The following is an 18,738-nucleotide window of genomic DNA, read 5'->3' on the forward strand; positions in this document are numbered from 1 at the left end:
AGAAGAACCGTCCGGACGCCGCACCTTGTTGGGGTGGGTGCGGCAACCGGACGCTTTTCGGGCCCAAACCGTCCGGACGCCGCACCTTCCCCGGGAAGACGACCCGCCCTAGGCCATGAGCTCGGCGCAGATGGCGTCGAAGGCGGCCACCGGGTCCTCGGCGCCCGTGATCGGACGGCCGATGACCAGCTTGGACGCGCCGGCGGCGACGGCGGCCGCGGGCGTGGCGATGCGCTTCTGGTCGCCCACCTCGGCGCCCGCGGGGCGGACGCCGGGCGTGACGATCAGGGCGTCCGGACCGAGAAGGGCGCGCATCTCGGCGGCCTCCTGCGGGGAGCACACGATGCCGTCGGCGCCGGCGCCGTAGGAGAGGCTCGCCAGCCGCGCGACCTCCTCGGCGACGGGTGACTCCACGCCGATCTCGGAGAGCGCCGCCTGGTCCATGCTCGTGAGGACGGAGATGGCCACGAGGCGGGTGCGGTCCCCGCCGCGCTGCTCGGCCGCCTCCTCGGCGCCCTTGCGGGCGGCGGCGATCATGGCGGAGGAGCCCAGGCCGTGGATGGAGAGGATGTCCGCTCCGGTGAGCGAGGCGGCGCGCACGGCACCCTGGACCTGGAACGGGATGTCGTGGACCTTGAGGTCGAGGAAGACGCGCAGGCCGCGCTCGCGCATGGCGTCCACGATCGAGGGGCCCTCGGCGTAGAAGAGCGTCATGCCCACCTTGACCCACGTGGCCTTGCCGCCGAGAAGGTCGGCGAGCTCGAAGGCGCGCTCCTTCGAGCAGTCCAGCGCGATGATGACCTTGTCGCTCGCCTGTTCGTACGTCAGCATTCGAAGGCTCCAATCAGCTCGTTGATGTCGGAGACGCCCTGCTCGGCCGCCCAGGCGGCAAGGCCGTCGACCACGTCGGCGGCGCAGCGGGGGTCGTAGAAGCTCGCGGTGCCCACCGTGACCGAGGTGGCGCCCGCGAGGATCATCTCGGCGGCGTCTTGCCAGCTCGCGACGCCGCCCATGCCGTTGACCGGGATCTTGACGGCCTGTGCGGCCTCCCAGACCATGCGCACGGCGATCGCGTGGATGGCCGGGCCCGAGACGCCGCCCGTGGGCTTGGAGAGGCGGCTCCTGCGGGTGCGCACGTCGATGGACATGCCGTTGATGGTGTTGATGAGCGAGAGGGCGTCGGCGCCCTCGGCCTCGCAGGCACGCGCGATCTCGGGCACGCGCACGGGGGCCATCTTCACGAGCAGCGGCCGGCGCACACGCGGGCGCACCGCGCGCACGACCTCGGCGGCGCTCTCGGGCGTGCCGCCCACCAGGGCCCCGCCGCGGGCGATGTTGGGGCAGGAGATGTTCATCTCGACGCCGCTCGCCCAAGGGCAATGCTGCTCGATGAGCTCGACGGCGGCCACGTACTCCTCGACGGAGTGGCCCGCGGCCTGCACGATGACGCGGCAGCCGCGCTCCTCGAGGCCAGCGAGGTACTCCCCGTACTGCTCTGCCATGCCGCGCACGCCGGGGTTGGCCAGGCCCACGGTGTTCATCATGCCGCTCGGCACCTCGCACATGCGCGGCGCGGGGTTTCCGGCCCAGGGCTCGGCGGAGCAGCCCTTGAGCGTGATCGCGCCGAGGCGCGCCACGTCGAAGAAGTCCTCGAAGACCGAGCCAAAGCCGAAGGTGCCCGAGGCGGTGTTCACGGGGTTTTGCATGCGGATGCCGCCGAGGTCGACGGCCATGCTCACGTTCTTCTGTCCCATTACCACGCCACCTCCTCGGCGTCGAAAACCGGGCCGTCCTTGCAGCAGGACTTGTAGGTGCCGTCGGCCATGGCCACGTTGCACGTGGCGCACGCGCCAAAGCCGCAGCTCATCATCCGCTCCATGGAGACGCGGCAGGCCACGCCGGCCTCGCGGCACAGGCGCGCGACGCCGGCCATCATGACCTCTGGGCCGCAGGCGTAGACCACGTCGTAGCCTCCGGAGGCGAGCAGCTCAGACAGGGCGTCGGTGGTGAAGCCGCGCCGCCCGGCGGTGCCGTCGTCGGTGGTGACGGCGACGGTGCGAGCGCCGAGGCCCTCGAGGACGTCGACGCCCCAGAGCCTGCCGGCGGTCTGCGCGCCCACGACGGCGTCGAAGGAGACGCCGCGCTCGGCGAGCATGCGCGCGCAGGCCACCACGGGGGTGATGCCCACGCCGCCGGCCACCACGCAGGCGCGGCGGGCGCCCTCGACGGCCGGCCAGGGGTTGCCGCAGGGGCCCACGGCCGTGGAGGCCTGCCCCGGCGCCATCGCGGCGAGCCGGCGCGTGCCGTCGCCCACGACGGCATAGACGATCTCGACGGTGCCGGCCGCGGCGTCCGCGTGGCTGAAGGACAGCGGGACGCGCAGGATCTGGCTCGCGTCCCCGGGCACGCGGACGTTCACGAACTGCCCCGGCGCGAGCGCGGCGGCGAGCTCGGGCGCGGAGAACACGATGCGCATGAGCCCGTCTGCTGCCGGCTCGTTGGAGACGACGGCGAAGTCGTGGACGTCAAGCCCGGCGCTCATCGAAGCACCCGCTTGACCGGCGTCACCACGCCGTCCGTGAGCGTGTGGCGGCCGGCGACGAAGACGTCGCACGCGGCGCCCGTGAGCGTGGCGCCGAGCCACGCGGAGTTCTTGGAGCGGCTCTGGAGCCAGTCCGGGGTGACCGTGACCTCGGCGGCCGGGTCGATGAGCGTGAGGTCGGCGGTGGAGCCGGCCTCGAGCTTGACCTCGGGCAGGCGCAGGCAGCGACGCGGGTTCACGGCCATGACCTCGACGAGGCGAGACCAGCTCATCTTGCCCGGCAGCACGAGGTTGGTGAGCATGAGCGGCAGCGACGTCTCGAGGCCCACGATGCCAAAGAAGGCGATCTCCCACTCGCAGTCCTTCTCGTGCGGCGCGTGCGGGGCGTGGTCGGTCACGACGCAGTCGATCGAGCCGTCGAGGATGCCCTCGCGCAGCGCCGCGGCGTCGGCGGCCGTGCGCAGGGGCGGGTTCATCTTGAGGTTGGTGTCGTAGGCGTCGGTGATGTCCTCCTCGCTGAGGAACAGGTGGTGCGGGGTGACCTCGCAGGTCACGGGCAGGCCCTCGGCCTTGGCGGCGCGCACGAGCTCGAGGCCCTTCTCGGTGGAGATGTGGGCGATGTGCAGCGAGCAGCCCGTCATGCGGCAGAGCTCGATGTCGCGGTAGATCTCGAGCTCCTCGCCCAGCGCCGGCCAGCCGAACATGCCCATGCGCGTGGAGGCGCGGCCCTCGTTGATCACGCCGTGCGTGGTGAGCGACTCGACCTCGCAGTGCGCGGAGACGACCTTGTCGAACTGGCTCACGTACTCCATGCAGGTGCGCATCATGCCCGCGCTCTGGACGCCGTGGCCGTCGTCGGAGAACGCCACGGCGCCCTCCATGACCATGTCGCCGATCTCCGCGAGCGTCTCGCCCTTCTCGCCCACCGTGAGCGCGCCGATGGGGCGCACGTGGCACAGGCCGGCGTGGCGCGAGCGGTCGATCTGGTAGCGGACCTCGGCGCCGTTGTCGGTCACCGGGTCGGTGTTGGGCATCGTGGCCACGTCGGTGAACCCGCCGTGGGTCGCGGCGCGCGCGCCGGTCTCGATGGTCTCCTTGTACTCGAAGCCCGGGTCGCGGAAGTGAACGTGCATGTCGACGAGGCCGGGCACGAGGTACTTGCCGGAGGCGTCGATGACCTCCGCGCCCTCGGGGGCCTCGAGGGACTCCCCCACCTCGGCGATCTTGTCGCCGTCGATAAGAACGTCGCGGACGTCGTCGAGGCCCACCTGCGGGTCGACGACGTGGGCGCCCCTAAGCAGATACGCCATTGTTCTCTCCTCCCAGAAGCAGGTACATCTCGGCCATGCGGGTGAGCACGCCGGCGTTCACCTGGTCGAGGATGCGCGAGCGCGCGCAGTCCGCGACGTCGGCGTTGATCTCCATGCCGCGGTTCATGGGGCCGGGATGGCAGATGATGGCCTCGGGCTTCATCCTGTTCACGCGGGCCATGTCCAGGCCCCAGAGGCGGTTGTACTCGCGGCGGGACGGGATGGCCGCGCCCTCCATGCGCTCGAGCTGGACGCGCAGCATGTAGACGACGTCCATCTCGGGGATGACCGCGTCGAGGTCGGCCGTCTGCGGGACGCCGTAGTAGTCGGGGTCGTCCACCTGGAAGGTGGGCGGGCCCACGAGCGTGACGTCGGCGCCCATGGTCTTGAGCGCGGGCACGAGCGAGCCGCACACGCGGCTGTGGGAGAGGTCGCCCACGATGGCGACCTTGAGGCCGTCGAGGTGGCCGAAGTTCTCGCGGATGGTGTAGAGGTCCAGCATCGCCTGGGTGGGGTGCTGGTGCTTGCCGTCGCCGGCGTTGATGACGATGGCGTCGGTGTGCTCGGTGATCTTCTGCGGCGTGCCGGCGAGCTTGGCGCGGCAGATGAACATGTCGACGTTCATGGCGTCGATGGTCTCGATGGTGTCGGCGAGGCTCTCGCCCTTCACCACCGAGGACGTGGCGCCGCCCATCGAGAGGCTGTCCGCGGAGAGGCGCTTCTCGGCGAGCTCGAAGGAGCTCTTGGTGCGGGTGGACGGCTCGAGGAAGAGGTTGACGATCGTGCGGCCGCGAAGCGCGGGGACCTTCTTGATCGCGCGCTTGTTGACCTCGGAGAACGAGCGCGCCGTGTCGAGGATCTGCGTGATGTCGTCGGCGGTCAGGCTCGTCGTGTCGATGAGGTGCTTGACTGACAGCATGTTAGCGGTCGCCTCCGTTCTTCTCGGCGGGCTTGGTCCAGATCTCGACCGCGTTGGCCTCGTCGTAGGGGACGATGGTCACGCGGACGTCCTCCTCGTGCGAGGAGGGGACGTTCTTGCCCACGTAGTCGGCTCTGATGGGCAGCTCGCGGTGCCCGCGGTCGATCATGACGGCGAGCTGGACGGTCCTGGGGCGCCCGAGGTCGATGAGGGCGTCGAGCGCGGCGCGGATCGTGCGGCCGGTGTAGAGGACGTCGTCCACGAGCACGATGTCGCGGTCGTCGACGGCGAAGGGGATGTCGGTGCCAAACTCGACCGGCGCGATCTTGCGGCTCACGTCGTCGCGGTAGAAGCTCACGTCGAGCGTGCCCACGGGCGGTCGGGTGCCCTCGATCTTGGCGATCTCGTCGGCGAGCAGCGGGGCGAGCGCGGCGCCGCGGCGCACGACGCCCACCAGCGCGATGCTTCCCGCGCCCTCATTTCTCTCGATGATCTCGTGGGCGATGCGGGTGAGCGCGCGGCTCATGGCCTGCTCGTCCATGATCTGGGCCTTGAGCTGTGGCTGTTCCATGGGACTCCCTTCTCACAAAAAGACGTCCTGCCGGGATGCCGGCGAGGACGTCGAGATAAGGCTATGAGAAGCGTCCCGAGGGACCGACCTTGCTGGCGTCTCGCACCGGCTTAAAAATCCTCCCCAGTGTACACCATGTGGGGGCCGGCGTGGGCGCAGAGCCGCTAGCGGGGGTTGGTGAGGCGGTTGTGGCCGTCGAGGGCCTGCGGCTGGTAGTTCACCGCCATCGACGCCGCCTCGGCGCGGCTGACGAGCGCGCCGCTGCTGACGGTGCCGCCGTTGCCCATGACCTTGCCGGCGACCGCCCAGGCCACCGACTCCAGGGCCCAGCCGGAGATGGCGTCGGCGTCGGAGATGCTCGCGAGCGCGTCGAGCGAGGGGGCCACGTAGGCGCCGCGCGAGCGGGCGAGGCGCGCGAGCATGCAGGCGAAGGCCTCGCGGGTGACGGGGTCGTCCGGCCGGAAGGGGCCGGGCTTCTCCGGGGCGAGGACGACGCCCGCGCGCAGGGCCCAGGCGAGCGCCTCGGCGAAGGGCTCGCCGCCGGAGACGTCCGTGAAGGCGCGCTCCGGGGAGACGGAGCAGGCCGGACCTCCCACGGGCTCGGGCGCGCCGAAGGACATGCGCCACATGAGCTCCACCACGTCCGCGCGGCTGACCGGCTCGTCGGGGCGCAGGCGGTTGTCCGGGGTGTCGTCGAGGAAGTAGAGGTCGTAGGCGCGCTCCACGGCGATCGAGTACCACGCCGCCGAGTCCACGTCGTCGTAGTGGCCAAAGTCGCGCACCGTGAAGGAGAAGGACGTCGAGACGAGCTGGTAGCGCGTCCGGGCGGCGTCGGCGAGGTCGATCTCGACGGTGTAGGTGCCCTCGTCGACGGCCTCGCGCACGATCTTGCCCTCCTCGTTTCTGATGTAGACGACGGAGTACAGGGACGGGTCGAGCACCGGGTAGAGGTAGGCGTTGCCGCGCTTGACCTGGTAGCGCACGGCCGGGACGGCGATGGGCGCGCCGGTGTGGGCCACGAAGAAGCGGTTGGCGTTGCCGGCCTCGTCGCGCTCCGGGATGAGGCCGGTCGTACGGTCGGCGTCGAGAAGGGCGTCGGGCGCGTCGGCGACGAGCCGCTCGACCACGACCTTCTCGCCCCCCTGCCCCGCCGCCGGGTCGAACTGGGCGCTGTACTCGCCGAGGACCTCCTTGGCCGGGCCGTCGCGGCGCATGACGCCCTTCTCGATCCAGATGACGCGGTCGCAGATGCGCGCCACCTGCGACATGGAGTGGGAGACAAAGAGCACGGTCACGTTGCCGGAGTCGATGAAGCTCCTGATGCGGTCCTCGCACTTCTGCTGGAAGAAGACGTCGCCCACCGAGAGGGTCTCGTCGACGATGAGGACGTCGGGCTCGGTCACCGTGGCGATGGCAAAGGCGATGCGGGCCACCATGCCCGAGGAGTAGTTCTTGAGGGGCATGTCCATGAAGTCCTCGAGTTCGGCGAAGTCGATGATCTCCTGGAGGTGCTCGTCGATGAACTCGCGGGTGTAGCCGAGAAGGGCGCCGTTGAGGTAGATGTTCTCGCGCGCGGTGAGCTCGAGGTCGAAGCCGGCGCCGAGCTCGATGAGCGGCGCGATGTTGCCGCGGACCACGATCGAGCCCTCGGAGGGCTCGAGCACGCCGGCGATGCACTTGAGCATCGTGGACTTGCCGGAGCCGTTGGTGCCGACGAGGCCCACGACCTCGCCGCGGCCCACCTTGAAGCTCACGTGGTCAAGGGCACGGAACTCCTTGAAGAACAGCTCGTGCCTCATGATCTTGATGAAGTACTCCTTGAGGTTGTTGAGCTGCTCGCTGGCGATGTTGAAGATCATCGAGACGTCGTTGACCTCGATGGCGTAGTCGGCGGCCTCGGTGGCGGCGGCCTCGGTGGCGGCGTCCGCGGCGGCGGCGTCTGCGGCGACGGCGTCCGTGACGTCCTCGGTGACGGGGGCGTCCTCGGCTGCGATGGGCTCTGCGATGGTGTCAGACATGGGTCCCGTCCTAGCGTCCTAGATGAAGAGGATGAACTTGTGCTCGGTCTTGCGGAAGACGAGAAGGCCGAGCGCCAGGGCGAGCAGCGCCCAGAAGACGGCGAGCAGCAGCACCGTGGCGCCGGGGCTTGCCTGGTACACGATCGCGCAGCGCATCATGTCGAGGTAGTTGTACATGGGGTTGAGCTTCACGACCCAGATGACAAACTGCGGCGCGCCGGCATTGGTGAGCAGCGAGAGGTCCCAGAAGATGGGCGTGAGGTAGGTCCAGGCGGTGATGGCGACGCTCCAGAGGTGGATCATGTCGCGGAAGAAGACCGCCGCCGCGCCGATGAGCAGGCTGATGCCGATGCAAAACACCATGAGCAAGAGCAGCGCGGGGATCATCCAGACGATGTGCCAGGTGGGGACCACCTGGAAGAAGAGCATGACCACCACGACGGCGATGAGCGAGAACCCAAAGTTCATCATCGCGGAGAGCACCTTCTGCACCGGGAAGACCCAGCGGTCCACCTTGACCTTCTTGAGCAGCGGCGCCGCGCCGATGATCGAGCCCAGGCCGCCGGTGGTGGCCTCGTTCATGAGGCCAAAGGTGATGTTGCCCACGATGAGGTACAGCGGGTAGTTCTCGACCGAGGAGCCGCGCAGGAAGTACGAGAAGACGAAGCTCATGATGATCATCATGAGCAGCGGGTTGAGCACGCTCCAGACGACGCCCAGCACGGAGCGGCGGTATCTCAGCTTGAAGTCCTTGGTGACGAGCTGCTGGAGGATGAAGCGATCCTTTGCCACGTTGTCGGAGACGTGCGTGACCTTCTCTGCTGTTGAGGACATATGGCTGGACGTACCTCCCAGGTAGCCTCGGTGCATTTGCCTGTCCAGAAATCCTATCACAGCACGTAGGCGGTCATAGAAACGGCAGAGGCTGCGGAAGGGCGGGGACCGGCCTCGAGCGCCTCGATGATGCGCGTTGCACCTTTTGCGGTCAGGGCACAGATGGCGAGAAGAGCATGGCGATTATTTGGGTCGTGGCAGAGGCGCGGCGTCTGTGGCCTTCCCCCGCGGGAAGGCCGAGGTCGAACGGGGTTCAAATGTTGCCTGATTGGGGCCTATGTCAGGACTTTGGGCCCCTTCCGGCTCCATATCGCCAACATAGACGTGAGCCCATTTGCCACAGCCCTCAATTTGGAAACGATCAGAGCTCCCCGGCGCGCCCTGGCCCCCATTCCCGCAACGCTCTCCTAGTCCCATTGACCCCATACCCACGCACCGCGCCACCCGACGAGAAGAAATCCAAAATCTCGCTTGCAACTCGTCGCGGCATCTGTATACTCTTCTCTTGTGCAAACGCACCCCACCAATTCCCCGGTGGCGCAGTGGTAGCGCAGCTGACTGTTAATCAGCGTGTCGTAGGTTCGAATCCTACCCGGGGAGCCAGTAAACTCGCAGGCCATCGGGCATTTCCCGGTGGCCTGATTTGTTATGCGCCGCCGCAGGAGATAAGGTCGCCCCCCACCGTCGGCGCTGCGCACATCCCCCGCCGTTGGGCGCGCACCATCCGGGCGGGCGGGTTCGCGCCCTTCTCGCCTACCCGCGGCAAAAAGCGGCCCCGGTCGAAGCCGGGGCCGTAAGCCGCTCAGTCTTCCATGTAGTCCTTCAGGCGGCCGCTGCGGCTCGGGTGGCGCAGCTTGGCCAGCGTCTTGGACTCGATCTGGCGGATGCGCTCGCGCGTGACGCCAAACTCGCGGCCCACCTCCTCGAGGGTGCGCGGGTGCCCGTCCTCGAGGCCAAAGCGGAACTTGATGACCTTGCGCTCGCGGTCCGCCAGGCCGTCGAGCACCTGGTCGAGCTGCTCGCGCAGCATGGAGTCGGACGCGGCCTCGGGCGGCGCGACGGCGCTCGAGTCCTCGATGAAGTCGCCGAGCTGGGAGTCCTCCTCCTCGCCGATGGGCGTCTCGAGGGAGACGGGCTCCTGCGAGATCTTCTGGATCTCGCGAACGCGGTCCGGGCTCATGCCCATCTCGGCGCCGATCTCCTCGGGGGTGGGGTCGCGCCCGAGGTCCTGCAGCAGCTGGCGCTGGACGCGGATGAGCTTGTTGATGGTCTCGACCATGTGCACCGGGATGCGGATGGTGCGCGCCTGGTCGGCGATCGCGCGGGTGATGGCCTGACGGATCCACCACGTGGCGTAGGTGGAGAACTTGAAGCCCTTGGTGTAGTCGAACTTCTCGACCGCGCGGATGAGGCCGAGGTTGCCCTCCTGGATGAGGTCGAGGAACAGCATGCCGCGGCCCACGTAGCGCTTGGCGATGGAGACCACGAGGCGCAGGTTGGCGGAGATGAGCTGCTGCTTGGCGTCGAGGCCCACCTGCTCGATGCGCATGAGGCGGCGCTGCTCGGCGCGGGTGAGCTCGAGCTCGCCGGCCTCGGCGGCCTCGAGCTTGGCCGTGGCGTCGGTGCCCGCCTCGATCTTCATGGCGAGGTGGACCTCCTCGGAGGCCGTGAGCAGGTCGACCTTGCCGATCTCCTTGAGGTACATGCGCACCGGGTCGCCGGTAAGCATGACGGTGGAGGTGTCCTGTCGGCGCGCGCGGGCGCGGCTGGAGCGCTTGGGCTTGGCGGCCTTGGCCTTGGGGACGGAGCGCAGGGCCTCCTTCACCGCCTTGGCCTCCGCGGCGCTCTCGGACTCGCCCTCCTCGTCGTCGGCGAAGTCTCCCTCGACGTCGTCGTCGAAGTCGTCGTCGACCGAGGCGTCGTCATCGTCGACGGCAAACTCCGGCGCGGCGCTCGCGGCGCCCACCTCGACCCCCCGCGCGCGCAGGGCGTCCATGAGGTCGGAGAGCTCGTCGGCGTCGACGTCGATGTCATGGAGCGCCGCCTGGACGTCCTCCTCGCTGACGCTGCCGGACTTGGCGGCGTTCGAGATCTCGTCGGCGGCCTTGGCCAGCTCCTCGGAGAGCTTCACTTCCTGCTTGGTCTTCTTGGTAGCAGCCACGTATGTCCCTTCGACGCAATAACGGTCAGAAGTATACCCAAAATCAGTCGGCGGAAACCGACGATATCTTCCTCGAGAGCTCCCCCACCCGGCGCTGCAGCTCGGTCGCCTCCTGGAAGAGGGCCTCGGAGCGGTCGTCGGGCACGGCGGAGCCCGAGAGCTCCACGCGGATCTGGCGGATCTTGCGGCGGCACGAGCACAGCTCGGCGTTGTCGACGATGAGATCGAGCTTCTCGGTGTCCGTGAGCTCGCTCTCGTCCATCACGCGCCCGCCCGAGAGGATCTGCGGTGCGTCGGGCGTGACCGTCGTCGCGGCGGCGACCACCTCGGCGGGGCTCGTCCCGCGCGGCGTGGACAGCATCGCCCACGCCATCGCCTCGTGCCGGGCGTCCGACCAGCAAAGCGACGCGATGCGCTCCTCGTAGGCGCGCAGGGCGTCCGGACGCTGCGCCATCGCGCAGAGCAGCTCGCGCTCGGCCGTCACCTGCATGCGCTCGTCGGCCGAGAGCGCCCGCATCGAGGTCGCGGGCGGGGCCGGGGCGGCGGACTCGTAGGCCTCGGCGGGCACGTAGTCGTCGGGCGCGGCGTCCTCGTCGGCGTCGGGTGAGAAGGTCGTGGCGTCGCGGCCCGCGCGGCGGGGCTCCCCTCTCCTCGGGCGCTCGGGCGCCTGCGAGGCGCGCGCGGGGCGCTCCTCGTCGAGCTCCACGACCTTGGCCTCGCGGATGGCCCGCTTGGTCTCGGCGACGTCCATGCCCAGGGTGTCCGCCAGGCGCGTGGCGTACTCGTCGAGAAGGACCGAGCGCTTGAGCGGCGCGAGCAGCGACGCCATGTCCTCGAGGGCGCGCACGCGCCGGCCGGGAGAGGTGAGGTCGTGGCCCGCCAGGCGCTTCTCGAAGACGAAGTCCATGAGCGGGCGGGCGCCGGCGAGCTCGCGGCGCAGCGCCTCGGCGCCGTGGTCGGCCAGGTACTCCATCGGGTCCTGCCCGCCCGGCAGCACCACGCACAGAAGAGCCGCCGAGGTCTTGTCGAGGTAGCGCACCGCCCGCTCCGCCGCGCGCTGGCCGGCGGCGTCGCCGTCGAACATGCAGATGATCCGGCTCACGCGCTGGCGCTCCATGAGGCGCACGTGGTCGAGGCGAAAGGCCGTGCCGAGCGCGGCCACCGCGTTGGTGAAGCCCGCCTCGTGCATGGCGATGACGTCGGTGTAGCCCTCGCAGACGATGGCCTCTCCCGTGGCGGCCATGCCCTCCTTGGCGCGGTCGTAGGCAAAGAGGTGCTTGCCCTTGTTGAAGGCGGGCGTGTCGCGCGTGTTCACGTACTTGGCCACGCCGTCGCGCTTGGCGCCCAGGATGCGCCCGCCAAAGGCGATCGTGCGGCCCAGCTCGTCGTGGATGGGAAACATCACGCGGTCGAAGAAGCGGTCGGCGATCCGGCCCGAGCGCTCGTAGGCGAGGTCGGCCGAGACGAGCTCGGCGGTCGAGAAGCCCTTGGAGCGCAGCTGCGCCACGAGCTGGCCGTGCCCGGGCGCAAAGCCCAGGCCCCAGCGCCGGCACACGTCCGAGCCAAAGCCGCGGCCCGCGAGGTAGCGGCGGGCGGCGTCGGGCCCCTCGCCGCGCCCGCGCATGAGCATGAGGTGGTAGTAGGCCTCGGCATCGCCGAGGGCCTCCATGAGGCGGGTCTTGCGGGGCCCGCGCCGAGCGCCGCGCTCCTCGGAGATCTCGATGCCCGCGCGGTCCGCGAGATAGCGGATCGCGTCCGGGAACTCGAGGTTCTCGCGGCGCTGGACGTAGGAGAAGACGTCGCCGCCCTCCCCGCAGCCAAAGCAGTGCCAGAGCCCCGTGGCGGGGTTCACCTTGAACGACGGGGTCTTCTCGCCGTGGAAGGGGCAGCAGCCCCAGAACTCCTGGCCCCGCTGGCGCAGCTCCACGGTCTCGGAGACCAGCTGCACGAAGTCCGTGGCCTGGCGGACCCGCTCCTTGTCCTCGTCGGTGATCACGACGCCACCTCCCCTGCGAGCTCGACGTTCTTCTCGCCCAGCGTGCTTCGCACCCAGTCGACGTTGCCCAGGACCACGCGCTCCAGCTCCTCCACGGAGCCAAAGGTGCGCGGGGCGCGCAGCCAGCGCGCAAAGACCACGCTCACGCGCGAGCCGTAGAGATTCCCCTTAAAGCCAAGAAGCGTGGCCTCCAGGAAGGGTTCGCCCTGCTCGCCGGGCGAGAAGGACCTGGGCTTGCCCACGTTGATCGCGGCCGGCCAGGCGACGCCCCCGCAGGCGACGTAGCCCGCGTAGACGCCCTCGGCCGGGAGCGCGACGCCCTCCCCCACGCGCACGTTGGCCGTGGGGAATCCAAAGCCCGTGCCCTCGCCGCGGCCGTGCTCGACCGTGCCGCTCACGTAGTGGCAGCGGCCGAGCAGCCCGGCGGCCTCCTCGACGGCGCCCTCCGCGAGCAGGGCGCGGATGCGCGTGGCGGTGATCGGGGCGCCGCCCTCGTCGGCGAGCTCCATGCCAACGACGTCAAAGCCGTCAATGCGTCCCAGCTCGGAGAGGGCGGCGACGTCTCCCGCGCCGGCGGCGCCCAGGCGAAAGTCAGCGCCCACGACGATGCAGTCGAGGTCGACGAGCTCGCCCAGCGTCTCCCGCACGAAGCGGTCGTACGGGAGGGAGGCGAGCCCCGGCGTGAAGTCCAGGACGACGAGGCGGTCGACGCCTGCGGCCGACCCCAGGGCGCGCAGGCGCGCCTCGTCGTCCAGCAGCATGCGCTGGGGATGGCTCGGGGCGAGGACGACGGACGGGTCGGGCGAGAACGTCACGACCACGAGCTCGTCGCCGCGCGCGTCCGCCTCCTCGCGCGCCTGGGCGATCAGGGCGCGGTGGCCCAGGTGCACGCCGTCAAAGGCCCCGATCGCGCACACGGCACGGGGGCGCGTCGCCTGGTCGAGGGTATGTACACCCCGCCCAGAGGGTGTGTACACCCCGCGGCTCGTCGGTTCTTCTCGTCCAAGGCTTTGACCTGCGGTTTTGCGAGAATAACCTTGAAGCCGGGTGTACATACCCTCCTGGGTGGGTGTACATACCCTCGCGAGGGGCCGGGCGGCCACGAGGGCGTCGCGCACGAGGTCGCGGGAGGCGGCGTCGTCGAGCGGGCGCTCCGGCGAGAGCGCGCGGAGCGCCGACGCGAGGTCCTTCTCGCCGCCGTCGAGCGACGACGGAAAACCTGTCCCAAAGCGTCTGCACGAAATAACACGTCCCCTTTGTGCAGGCATCAGCGCACCCCCTCGATGGCCTGGGGGAAGTTGGTCTCGCACACGAGGTGGCGCCCGTCGCAGCGCCAGATGCCGGCGAGCCCGCCGCCCAGGGTGAGGGCCACGCGCGTGCCGTGGGCGACGCCGGCCGCGTCGATGCGCCGGCCGTTGGAGACGTCGGCGATCTCGTCGAGCGAAAGCTCGCGCGCGGGCAGGCCGAGCACGGCCACCGGCTCGAGGCAGCGCTCGCGCGCGAGCTCGGCGCCGCCGGCCTCGAGCTCGTCGAGGCTCATGCAGTCGGCGAGCGTGACGGGCCCGGCGAAGGTGCGCTCGAGCGCGCAGACGTGCGCGAGGCAGCCCAGGTCGCGGCCCAGGTCGCGCGCGATGCTGCGCACGTAGGTGCCCTTGGAGACGTCGAGTTCGAGCTCCCAGGTGCAAGCCTCGGGGTCAACGCGCTTGAGCTCGGCGCCATAGATGCAAACGCGCCGGGCCTTGAGCTCGAGCGCCTCGCCGGCGCGCGCGGCGTCGTAGGCGCGCCGCCCGTTCACGGAGACGGCCGAGAAGGACGGCGGGACCTGGTCGTGCTCGCCCACGAGGGCCGCCACCGCTGCAGCCGCCCGCGCCGGGTCGAGCAGCTCCGCGGCCACCTCGGCGGCGCGGGTGATCTCGCCCTCGGCGTCGTCGGTCGTGGTCTCGGCGCCCAGCTGGAAGGTGGCGCGGTAGCCCTTGCGGTCGAGCGTGAGCAGGCCCAGGAGCTTGGTCGCCTGGCCGATGCCCACGACGAGCACGCCGGTTGCCGCCGGGTCGAGCGTGCCGGCGTGGCCCACGCGCTTCTCGCCCACCGCGCGGCGGACGCGGGAGACGACGTCGTGGCTCGTACATCCGGCCGGCTTGTCTATGGCGATGAGCGCGGAGAACGCGCTCGGACGGCGGGCCAAGGTCAGAGCCCCGCGGACGCGGGCACCTCGGCGTAGAGGGCGCGCAGCTTGGGCAGGACCGTGGAGAGGGCCTGGTCGATGTCACCCTCGACGGTGAACCCGGCCGCCGCCGGGTGCCCGCCGCCGCCCATCTCGCGCGCGATGGCGGAGATGTCGCGGGCGGACTTGGCGCGCAGGTTGCCGCGCACCTTGCCGCCGGGCACCTCCTTGAGGAAGAGCGCCACCTCGCAGCCGTCCACGCGCCGCACGAGGTCGACGAGGCCGTCGCACTCGGCCACGGGCACGCCCGTGGCCGCGAAGTCGGCCGAGGTGGCGTAGCTGTAGGCGATCTTGCCTCGCTCGAAGGTGACGATGCGGCCCATCACCGTGGCGGAGAGGTGCAGGTAGCTCAGGCGGTCGCTCTGGTAGACGTGCAGCGAGACCTCGGAAGGAGAGCCGCCCGCCTCCACGAGCGCGCTCGCGACGCGGAAGGCCTCGCCGTCGGCGTTTTGGTACTGGAAGCAGCCCGTGTCGGTCATGAGGGCGCAGAGCAGGTTCTGCGCCATCGTGGGCGTGAGCTCGCAGCCCGCGTGGCGCGCGAACTCGGTCACGATGACGCCCGCGGCGGCAGCGTCCGGGCGCACCACGCCGGCGTCCCAGCAGGGCTCGTCGCAGGGATGGTGGTCGAGGACCGCCACGTGCGCGGAGCGCTCCAGGACGGCGCGGGCGTCGGCGAGCCGGCTCGGCTGGGAGAGGTCGACGCAGATGAAGAGGTCCGGCGCTCCCTCGTAGTCGCAGGCGCGCACGAGGCGCTCGACGCCCGGGAGAAACTCGTAGATCCTCGGCACCACGTCGTTGTCGGCCAGAAGGCCCGTGACCTCGCGGCCCGGCCAGGTGCGCTCGATGACCTCGGCCAGGGCGAGGCCCGAGCCGAGCGCGTCGCCGTCCGGCGAGGTGTGCGCGCAGATAGCGATCGTGCGCGCCCCCTCGATGAGCCGGCAGATGGCGTCGAACTGCGCGTCCTGGCCGGCGCGCTCGCAGCTGCCTCCCATGCGGCCCCCTACTCCTCGTCCTTCTCGGCCGGCCCGGCCTCGTCGGCCCTCTCGGCCTGCCCGACCGGGTAGCCAAACTCGTCCTTCTCCACAAAGAGCGTGGGAGGGACCTCCTCGAGGGCGCGCGAGATGCGCTCGGCCTCGTCGGTGGTGGTGTCGATGCGGAAGTCCAGCTCCGGCGTCACGCGCCAGCTGAGCGAGCGGCCCAGAAGCGAGCGGATGCGGCCCTTGGCGCGCGCCAGGGCGGCCGTGACCTCGTCGTAGCGGTCGGCGTCGCAGCTCACGTAGGCGCGCAGGTAGGACTTGTCGATCGAGACCTCCACGCCCGTGACGGTCACGAGCGCGAGGTCGGGGTCGGAGACCTCAAAGAGCAGGATGCTCGCGAGCTTCTCGCGGGCGAGCTCGTTGGTCCTTCTCGAGTGCTGGTTCTGCTTCATGCTATGCCCCCTGGCGGGTCGGGGCGGGCCTGACGCCCGCCCCGCGATGTCCCAAAAGTATCCTGTCCCTACTTGGGACTACTCCGTGCGCGCGACCTGGTCGATGCGGAAGCCCTCGATCTGGTCGCCGGGCTTGACGTCCTGGAAGTTCTCCAGGCCGATGCCGCACTCGAAGCCGGCCTTGACGCTCTTGACGTCGTCCTTGTAGCGGCGCAGCGAGGCGATCTTGCCCTCGTAGACGACGATGCCGTCGCGCACGAGGCGGACCTGGTCGTCGCGGGAGATCTCGCCCTCGACGATCATGCAGCCCGCGGCGATGCCGACCTTGGGCACCTTGAAGGTGTCGCGAACCTCGGCCGTGCCCGTCTGGACCTCGATCTCGGTGGGCTTGAGCATGCCGATGCGGGCGGCGTCGATCTCCTCGATCGCCTTGTAGATGACGCTGTAGGTGCGGATCTCGACGCCGTCGCGCTCGGCCGCGGCGCGGGCCTTGGCCTCCGGGCGCACGCCAAAGCCGATGATGATGGCGTTGGAGGCGTCCGCGAGGACGACGTCGGTCTCGGTGATCGCGCCCACGGCGGAGTGGATCGTGTTGATGCGCACCTCGGACTGGTCCATCTTGTCGAGCGAGTCCTGGAGCGCCTCGATCGAGCCCTGGACGTCCGCCTTGATGATGAGGTTGAGCTCCTTGACCTCGGCGTCGGCCATGGTGTCGAAGAGGTTCTCGAGGGTGACGTGCTTGACGCGGTTCTGCTCCTCGATGCGGGCCTTGAGGGCGCGCTGGTCGGCGAGGTCGCGGGCGTCGCGGTCGTCCTGGAAGACGCGGAACTCGTCGCCGGCCATCGGCACGCTCTGCAGGCCCAGGATCTCGACGGCGTCGGAGGGGCCCGCCTCGGTGACGGAGTTGCCCTTGGGGTCGAGCATCGCGCGGACGCGGCCGTAGGAGAGGCCCGCCACCAGCGCGTCGCCGATGCGCAGCGTGCCGCGGGTCACGAGCACCGTGGCCACCGAGCCGCGGCCGCGGTCGAGCTTGGCCTCGAGGACGTTGCCGGAGGCGAAGGTGTCCGGGTTGGCCTTGAGCTCGAGGACGTCGGCCTGGAGAAGGACGGTGTCGAGAAGCTCCTCGATGCCGATCTTCTGGCGCGCGGAGATGTTGACGAACATGTTCTGCCCGCCCCACTCCTCGGGGATGATGCCGTACTCGGTGAGCTCCTGGCGGACCTTGTCGGGGTTGGCGCCGGGCTTGTCGATCTTGTTGACGGCCACGATGATGGGCACGCCGGCGGCCTTGGCGTGGTTGATCGACTCGACGGTCTGCGGCATGACGCCGTCGTCGGCCGCGACGATCAGGATGACGATGTCGGTCACCTTGGCGCCGCGGGCGCGCATGGCCGTGAAGGTCTCGTGGCCCGGGGTGTCGATGAAGGTGATCTTGCGGTCGCCCACGGTGACCTGCGAGGCGCCGATGGCCTGCGTGATGCCGCCGGCCTCGCCCTCGGCCACGCCCGTGTGGCGGATGGCGTCCAGAAGCGAGGTCTTGCCGTGGTCGACGTGGCCCATGACCGTGACCACCGGCGGGCGCGGCTTGAGGTCGGCCGGGTCGTCGTAGAACGTGAAGGAGTTCTCCTCCTCCTTGGTCATGACCTTGACGTCGCGCCCGAGGTCGTCGGCCACGAGCTCGATGAGCTCGTCGGACATGGACTCGGTGAGCGTGAGCGGGGTGCCCAGGAGGAACAGGCGCTTGATGATGTCGTTGGCGGGCACGCCGAGAAGCTCGGCGAGGTCCTGGACGGTGGAGCCCTGCGGGACCTTCACGGTGTCGAGCTGCGAGAGGTCCTGGTCGTTGGCGATGGCCTCCTCGATGCGCTGCTCCATCGCCGCCTCGGCCGCCTGCTTCTGGCGGCGCTCCTTGCGCCTCTTGCGGCGGCCGGTGGACTCGCGGGAGGCCTCCTCGACGGCGACGCGCGCCTCCTCGAGGACGCGGCTCCTGTTGTAGGCCTCGGCCTCGCGGGCCATGCGGCTGTAGCGGTCCTCGCCGCCCTCGGAGCCGCGGCGGCCCTTCTTGCCGCGGCGACGGCCGTCGCCGGAGTCGCCGGCGGGCGCGGAGCCCGGGCCGGACGCGGGGCCGGAGGCGGGGCCGGAGGCGGCGGCGGAGCCGCGGCGCGCGGGGGCCTCGGAGCGACGGCGGCCGCCCTGGCCCTCGGCCTTCTTCTGCGCGGCCTCCTCGGCCTGGCGCTTGAGGACCTCCTCCTGCTGCGCGATCTGGTCGAGCAGCGACGAGAAGGACGGGACGGACTTGGGCGCGTTGTCGCGCACGCGGTTGCGCTCGGCCTCCTCGCGGGCGAGGCGCTCCGCCTCGGCCTTCTCGGCCTCCGCCTTCTTGCGCGCGGCCTCGGCGGCGGCGCGGCGGCGCTCCTCCTCGGCGCGCTCGCGCTCGCGGCGCTGCTCGGCCTCGATGCGCTCGGCCTCGGCCTTCTCGGCGGCGATGCGCGCCTCCTCGGCCTTGGCGGCCTCCTCGGCGGCCTTGGCCGCCTCGATCTCGGCGGCGCGGGCCTCGAGGATGGGCTTGAGCTTCTTGCGGACCATGGACACGTAGGCGTCCTCGAGGGTCGACGAGGCCGACTTGGCCGGGATCTTCATGTCCTTGAGGTGGTCGAGCATCTCCTTGCTCGACATCCCGTATTCCTTTGCGAGGTCATGTACGCGGGTCTTTGCCATGTGACCTACCTTCCCA

At 70.2% G+C, this 18,738-nt stretch carries 15 protein-coding genes, 1 tRNA gene and 1 pseudogene; 1 reads left to right on the forward strand and 16 read right to left on the reverse strand.

Annotation, left to right across the window (positions count from 1 at the left end; translation table 11 throughout):
* Positions 1 to 108: 108 nt before the first annotated feature.
* The 9 genes and pseudogenes from pyrF to NW198_RS02580 form a co-directional block, all read right to left on the reverse strand.
* Positions 109 to 831 carry an orotidine-5'-phosphate decarboxylase gene (gene pyrF / locus NW198_RS02540; protein ID WP_204204677.1) on the reverse strand — a complete coding sequence of 241 codons (723 nt, stop codon included), beginning with the start codon at positions 829 to 831 and terminating at the stop codon, positions 109 to 111.
* Complete coding sequence (locus NW198_RS02545) at positions 825 to 1,754, reverse strand: dihydroorotate dehydrogenase (RefSeq protein WP_258339884.1); 930 nt, start codon at positions 1,752 to 1,754, stop codon at positions 825 to 827. Before NW198_RS02545 ends, pyrF begins: the two co-directional genes overlap by 7 nt.
* Positions 1,754 to 2,542, reverse strand: a complete 789-nt coding sequence (locus NW198_RS02550) for a dihydroorotate dehydrogenase electron transfer subunit (RefSeq protein WP_087315935.1) — start codon at positions 2,540 to 2,542, stop codon at positions 1,754 to 1,756. Before NW198_RS02550 ends, NW198_RS02545 begins: the two co-directional genes overlap by 1 nt.
* Positions 2,539 to 3,852 carry a dihydroorotase gene (locus NW198_RS02555; protein WP_258339885.1) on the reverse strand — a complete coding sequence of 438 codons (1,314 nt, stop codon included), beginning with the start codon at positions 3,850 to 3,852 and terminating at the stop codon, positions 2,539 to 2,541. Before NW198_RS02555 ends, NW198_RS02550 begins: the two co-directional genes overlap by 4 nt.
* Positions 3,836 to 4,771 carry an aspartate carbamoyltransferase catalytic subunit gene (locus tag NW198_RS02560; RefSeq protein WP_087315931.1) on the reverse strand — a complete coding sequence of 312 codons (936 nt, stop codon included), beginning with the start codon at positions 4,769 to 4,771 and terminating at the stop codon, positions 3,836 to 3,838. The genes NW198_RS02555 and NW198_RS02560 overlap by 17 nt, the downstream gene beginning before the upstream one ends.
* A 1-nt stretch (position 4,772) precedes the next feature.
* Entirely contained in the window at positions 4,773 to 5,342 is a 570-nt protein-coding gene (gene pyrR / locus NW198_RS02565; protein ID WP_258339886.1) for a bifunctional pyr operon transcriptional regulator/uracil phosphoribosyltransferase PyrR, read from the reverse strand.
* 164 nt (positions 5,343 to 5,506) lie between these two features.
* Positions 5,507 to 6,469: an S-layer homology domain-containing protein gene (locus tag NW198_RS02570; RefSeq protein WP_258340006.1), complete on the reverse strand. Its 963-nt coding sequence runs from the start codon at positions 6,467 to 6,469 to the stop codon at positions 5,507 to 5,509.
* A 33-nt stretch (positions 6,470 to 6,502) separates the two neighbouring features.
* Positions 6,503 to 7,201, reverse strand: a pseudogene (locus NW198_RS02575) (ABC transporter ATP-binding protein); the annotation flags it as partial.
* Between the two features lie 177 nt (positions 7,202 to 7,378).
* Positions 7,379 to 8,194: an ABC transporter permease gene (locus NW198_RS02580; RefSeq protein WP_087315925.1), complete on the reverse strand. Its 816-nt coding sequence runs from the start codon at positions 8,192 to 8,194 to the stop codon at positions 7,379 to 7,381.
* Between the two features lie 528 nt (positions 8,195 to 8,722).
* Between NW198_RS02580 and NW198_RS02585 the strand changes: the two genes are divergently transcribed.
* Positions 8,723 to 8,797 (forward strand) — tRNA-Asn (locus tag NW198_RS02585).
* Between the two features lie 199 nt (positions 8,798 to 8,996).
* On the opposite strand, the gene rpoD is transcribed toward NW198_RS02585, so the two are convergent.
* The 7 genes from rpoD to infB all read right to left on the reverse strand — a co-directional run bounded on the left by rpoD (position 8,997) and on the right by infB (position 18,722).
* The gene (gene rpoD / locus NW198_RS02590; protein WP_375378025.1) at positions 8,997 to 10,355 is read right to left on the reverse strand and encodes an RNA polymerase sigma factor RpoD; all 1,359 of its coding nucleotides are present in this window, start codon (positions 10,353 to 10,355) and stop codon (positions 8,997 to 8,999) included.
* A gap of 43 nt (positions 10,356 to 10,398) precedes the next feature.
* Positions 10,399 to 12,351: a DNA primase gene (dnaG, locus tag NW198_RS02595; RefSeq protein ID WP_258339887.1), complete on the reverse strand. Its 1,953-nt coding sequence runs from the start codon at positions 12,349 to 12,351 to the stop codon at positions 10,399 to 10,401.
* Positions 12,348 to 13,619, reverse strand: a complete 1,272-nt coding sequence (locus NW198_RS02600; protein WP_309147700.1) for a riboflavin kinase — start codon at positions 13,617 to 13,619, stop codon at positions 12,348 to 12,350. The genes dnaG and NW198_RS02600 overlap by 4 nt, the downstream gene beginning before the upstream one ends.
* Positions 13,619 to 14,536, reverse strand: coding sequence for a tRNA pseudouridine(55) synthase TruB (gene truB, locus NW198_RS02605; protein WP_258339888.1), 918 nt, complete (start codon positions 14,534 to 14,536; stop codon positions 13,619 to 13,621). Before truB ends, NW198_RS02600 begins: the two co-directional genes overlap by 1 nt.
* Before the next feature lie 2 nt (positions 14,537 to 14,538).
* On the reverse strand, positions 14,539 to 15,567 hold the full coding sequence (locus NW198_RS02610) for a bifunctional oligoribonuclease/PAP phosphatase NrnA (protein ID WP_087315816.1): 1,029 nt from the start codon (positions 15,565 to 15,567) through the stop codon (positions 14,539 to 14,541).
* 8 nt (positions 15,568 to 15,575) lie between these two features.
* A complete protein-coding gene (gene rbfA, locus NW198_RS02615) occupies positions 15,576 to 16,004 on the reverse strand; it encodes a 30S ribosome-binding factor RbfA (protein ID WP_258339889.1) in 429 nt (142 codons plus the stop codon).
* Positions 16,005 to 16,082: 78 nt separating this feature from the next.
* A complete protein-coding gene (gene infB / locus NW198_RS02620) occupies positions 16,083 to 18,722 on the reverse strand; it encodes a translation initiation factor IF-2 (protein ID WP_258339890.1) in 2,640 nt (879 codons plus the stop codon).
* Positions 18,723 to 18,738: the final 16 nt, after the last annotated feature.

This window comes from Thermophilibacter sp. ET337 (assembly GCF_024733715.1).
In the GTDB taxonomy this organism is placed as follows: domain Bacteria; phylum Actinomycetota; class Coriobacteriia; order Coriobacteriales; family Atopobiaceae; genus Thermophilibacter.

Coding starts and splice junctions, on each gene's coding strand:
- NW198_RS02545 (WP_258339884.1), bottom strand. CDS start 1,754: ATGGGACAGAAGAACGTGAGCATGGCCGTCGACCTCGGCGGCATCCGC.
- infB (WP_258339890.1), bottom strand. CDS start 18,722: ATGGCAAAGACCCGCGTACATGACCTCGCAAAGGAATACGGGATGTCG.
- NW198_RS02555 (WP_258339885.1), bottom strand. CDS start 3,852: ATGGCGTATCTGCTTAGGGGCGCCCACGTCGTCGACCCGCAGGTGGGC.
- NW198_RS02550 (WP_087315935.1), bottom strand. CDS start 2,542: ATGAGCGCCGGGCTTGACGTCCACGACTTCGCCGTCGTCTCCAACGAG.
- NW198_RS02610 (WP_087315816.1), bottom strand. CDS start 15,567: ATGGGAGGCAGCTGCGAGCGCGCCGGCCAGGACGCGCAGTTCGACGCC.
- NW198_RS02560 (WP_087315931.1), bottom strand. CDS start 4,771: ATGCTGTCAGTCAAGCACCTCATCGACACGACGAGCCTGACCGCCGAC.
- pyrR (WP_258339886.1), bottom strand. CDS start 5,342: ATGGAACAGCCACAGCTCAAGGCCCAGATCATGGACGAGCAGGCCATG.
- rbfA (WP_258339889.1), bottom strand. CDS start 16,004: ATGAAGCAGAACCAGCACTCGAGAAGGACCAACGAGCTCGCCCGCGAG.
- pyrF (WP_204204677.1), bottom strand. CDS start 831: ATGCTGACGTACGAACAGGCGAGCGACAAGGTCATCATCGCGCTGGAC.
- NW198_RS02580 (WP_087315925.1), bottom strand. CDS start 8,194: ATGTCCTCAACAGCAGAGAAGGTCACGCACGTCTCCGACAACGTGGCA.
- NW198_RS02600 (WP_309147700.1), bottom strand. CDS start 13,619: ATGCCTGCACAAAGGGGACGTGTTATTTCGTGCAGACGCTTTGGGACA.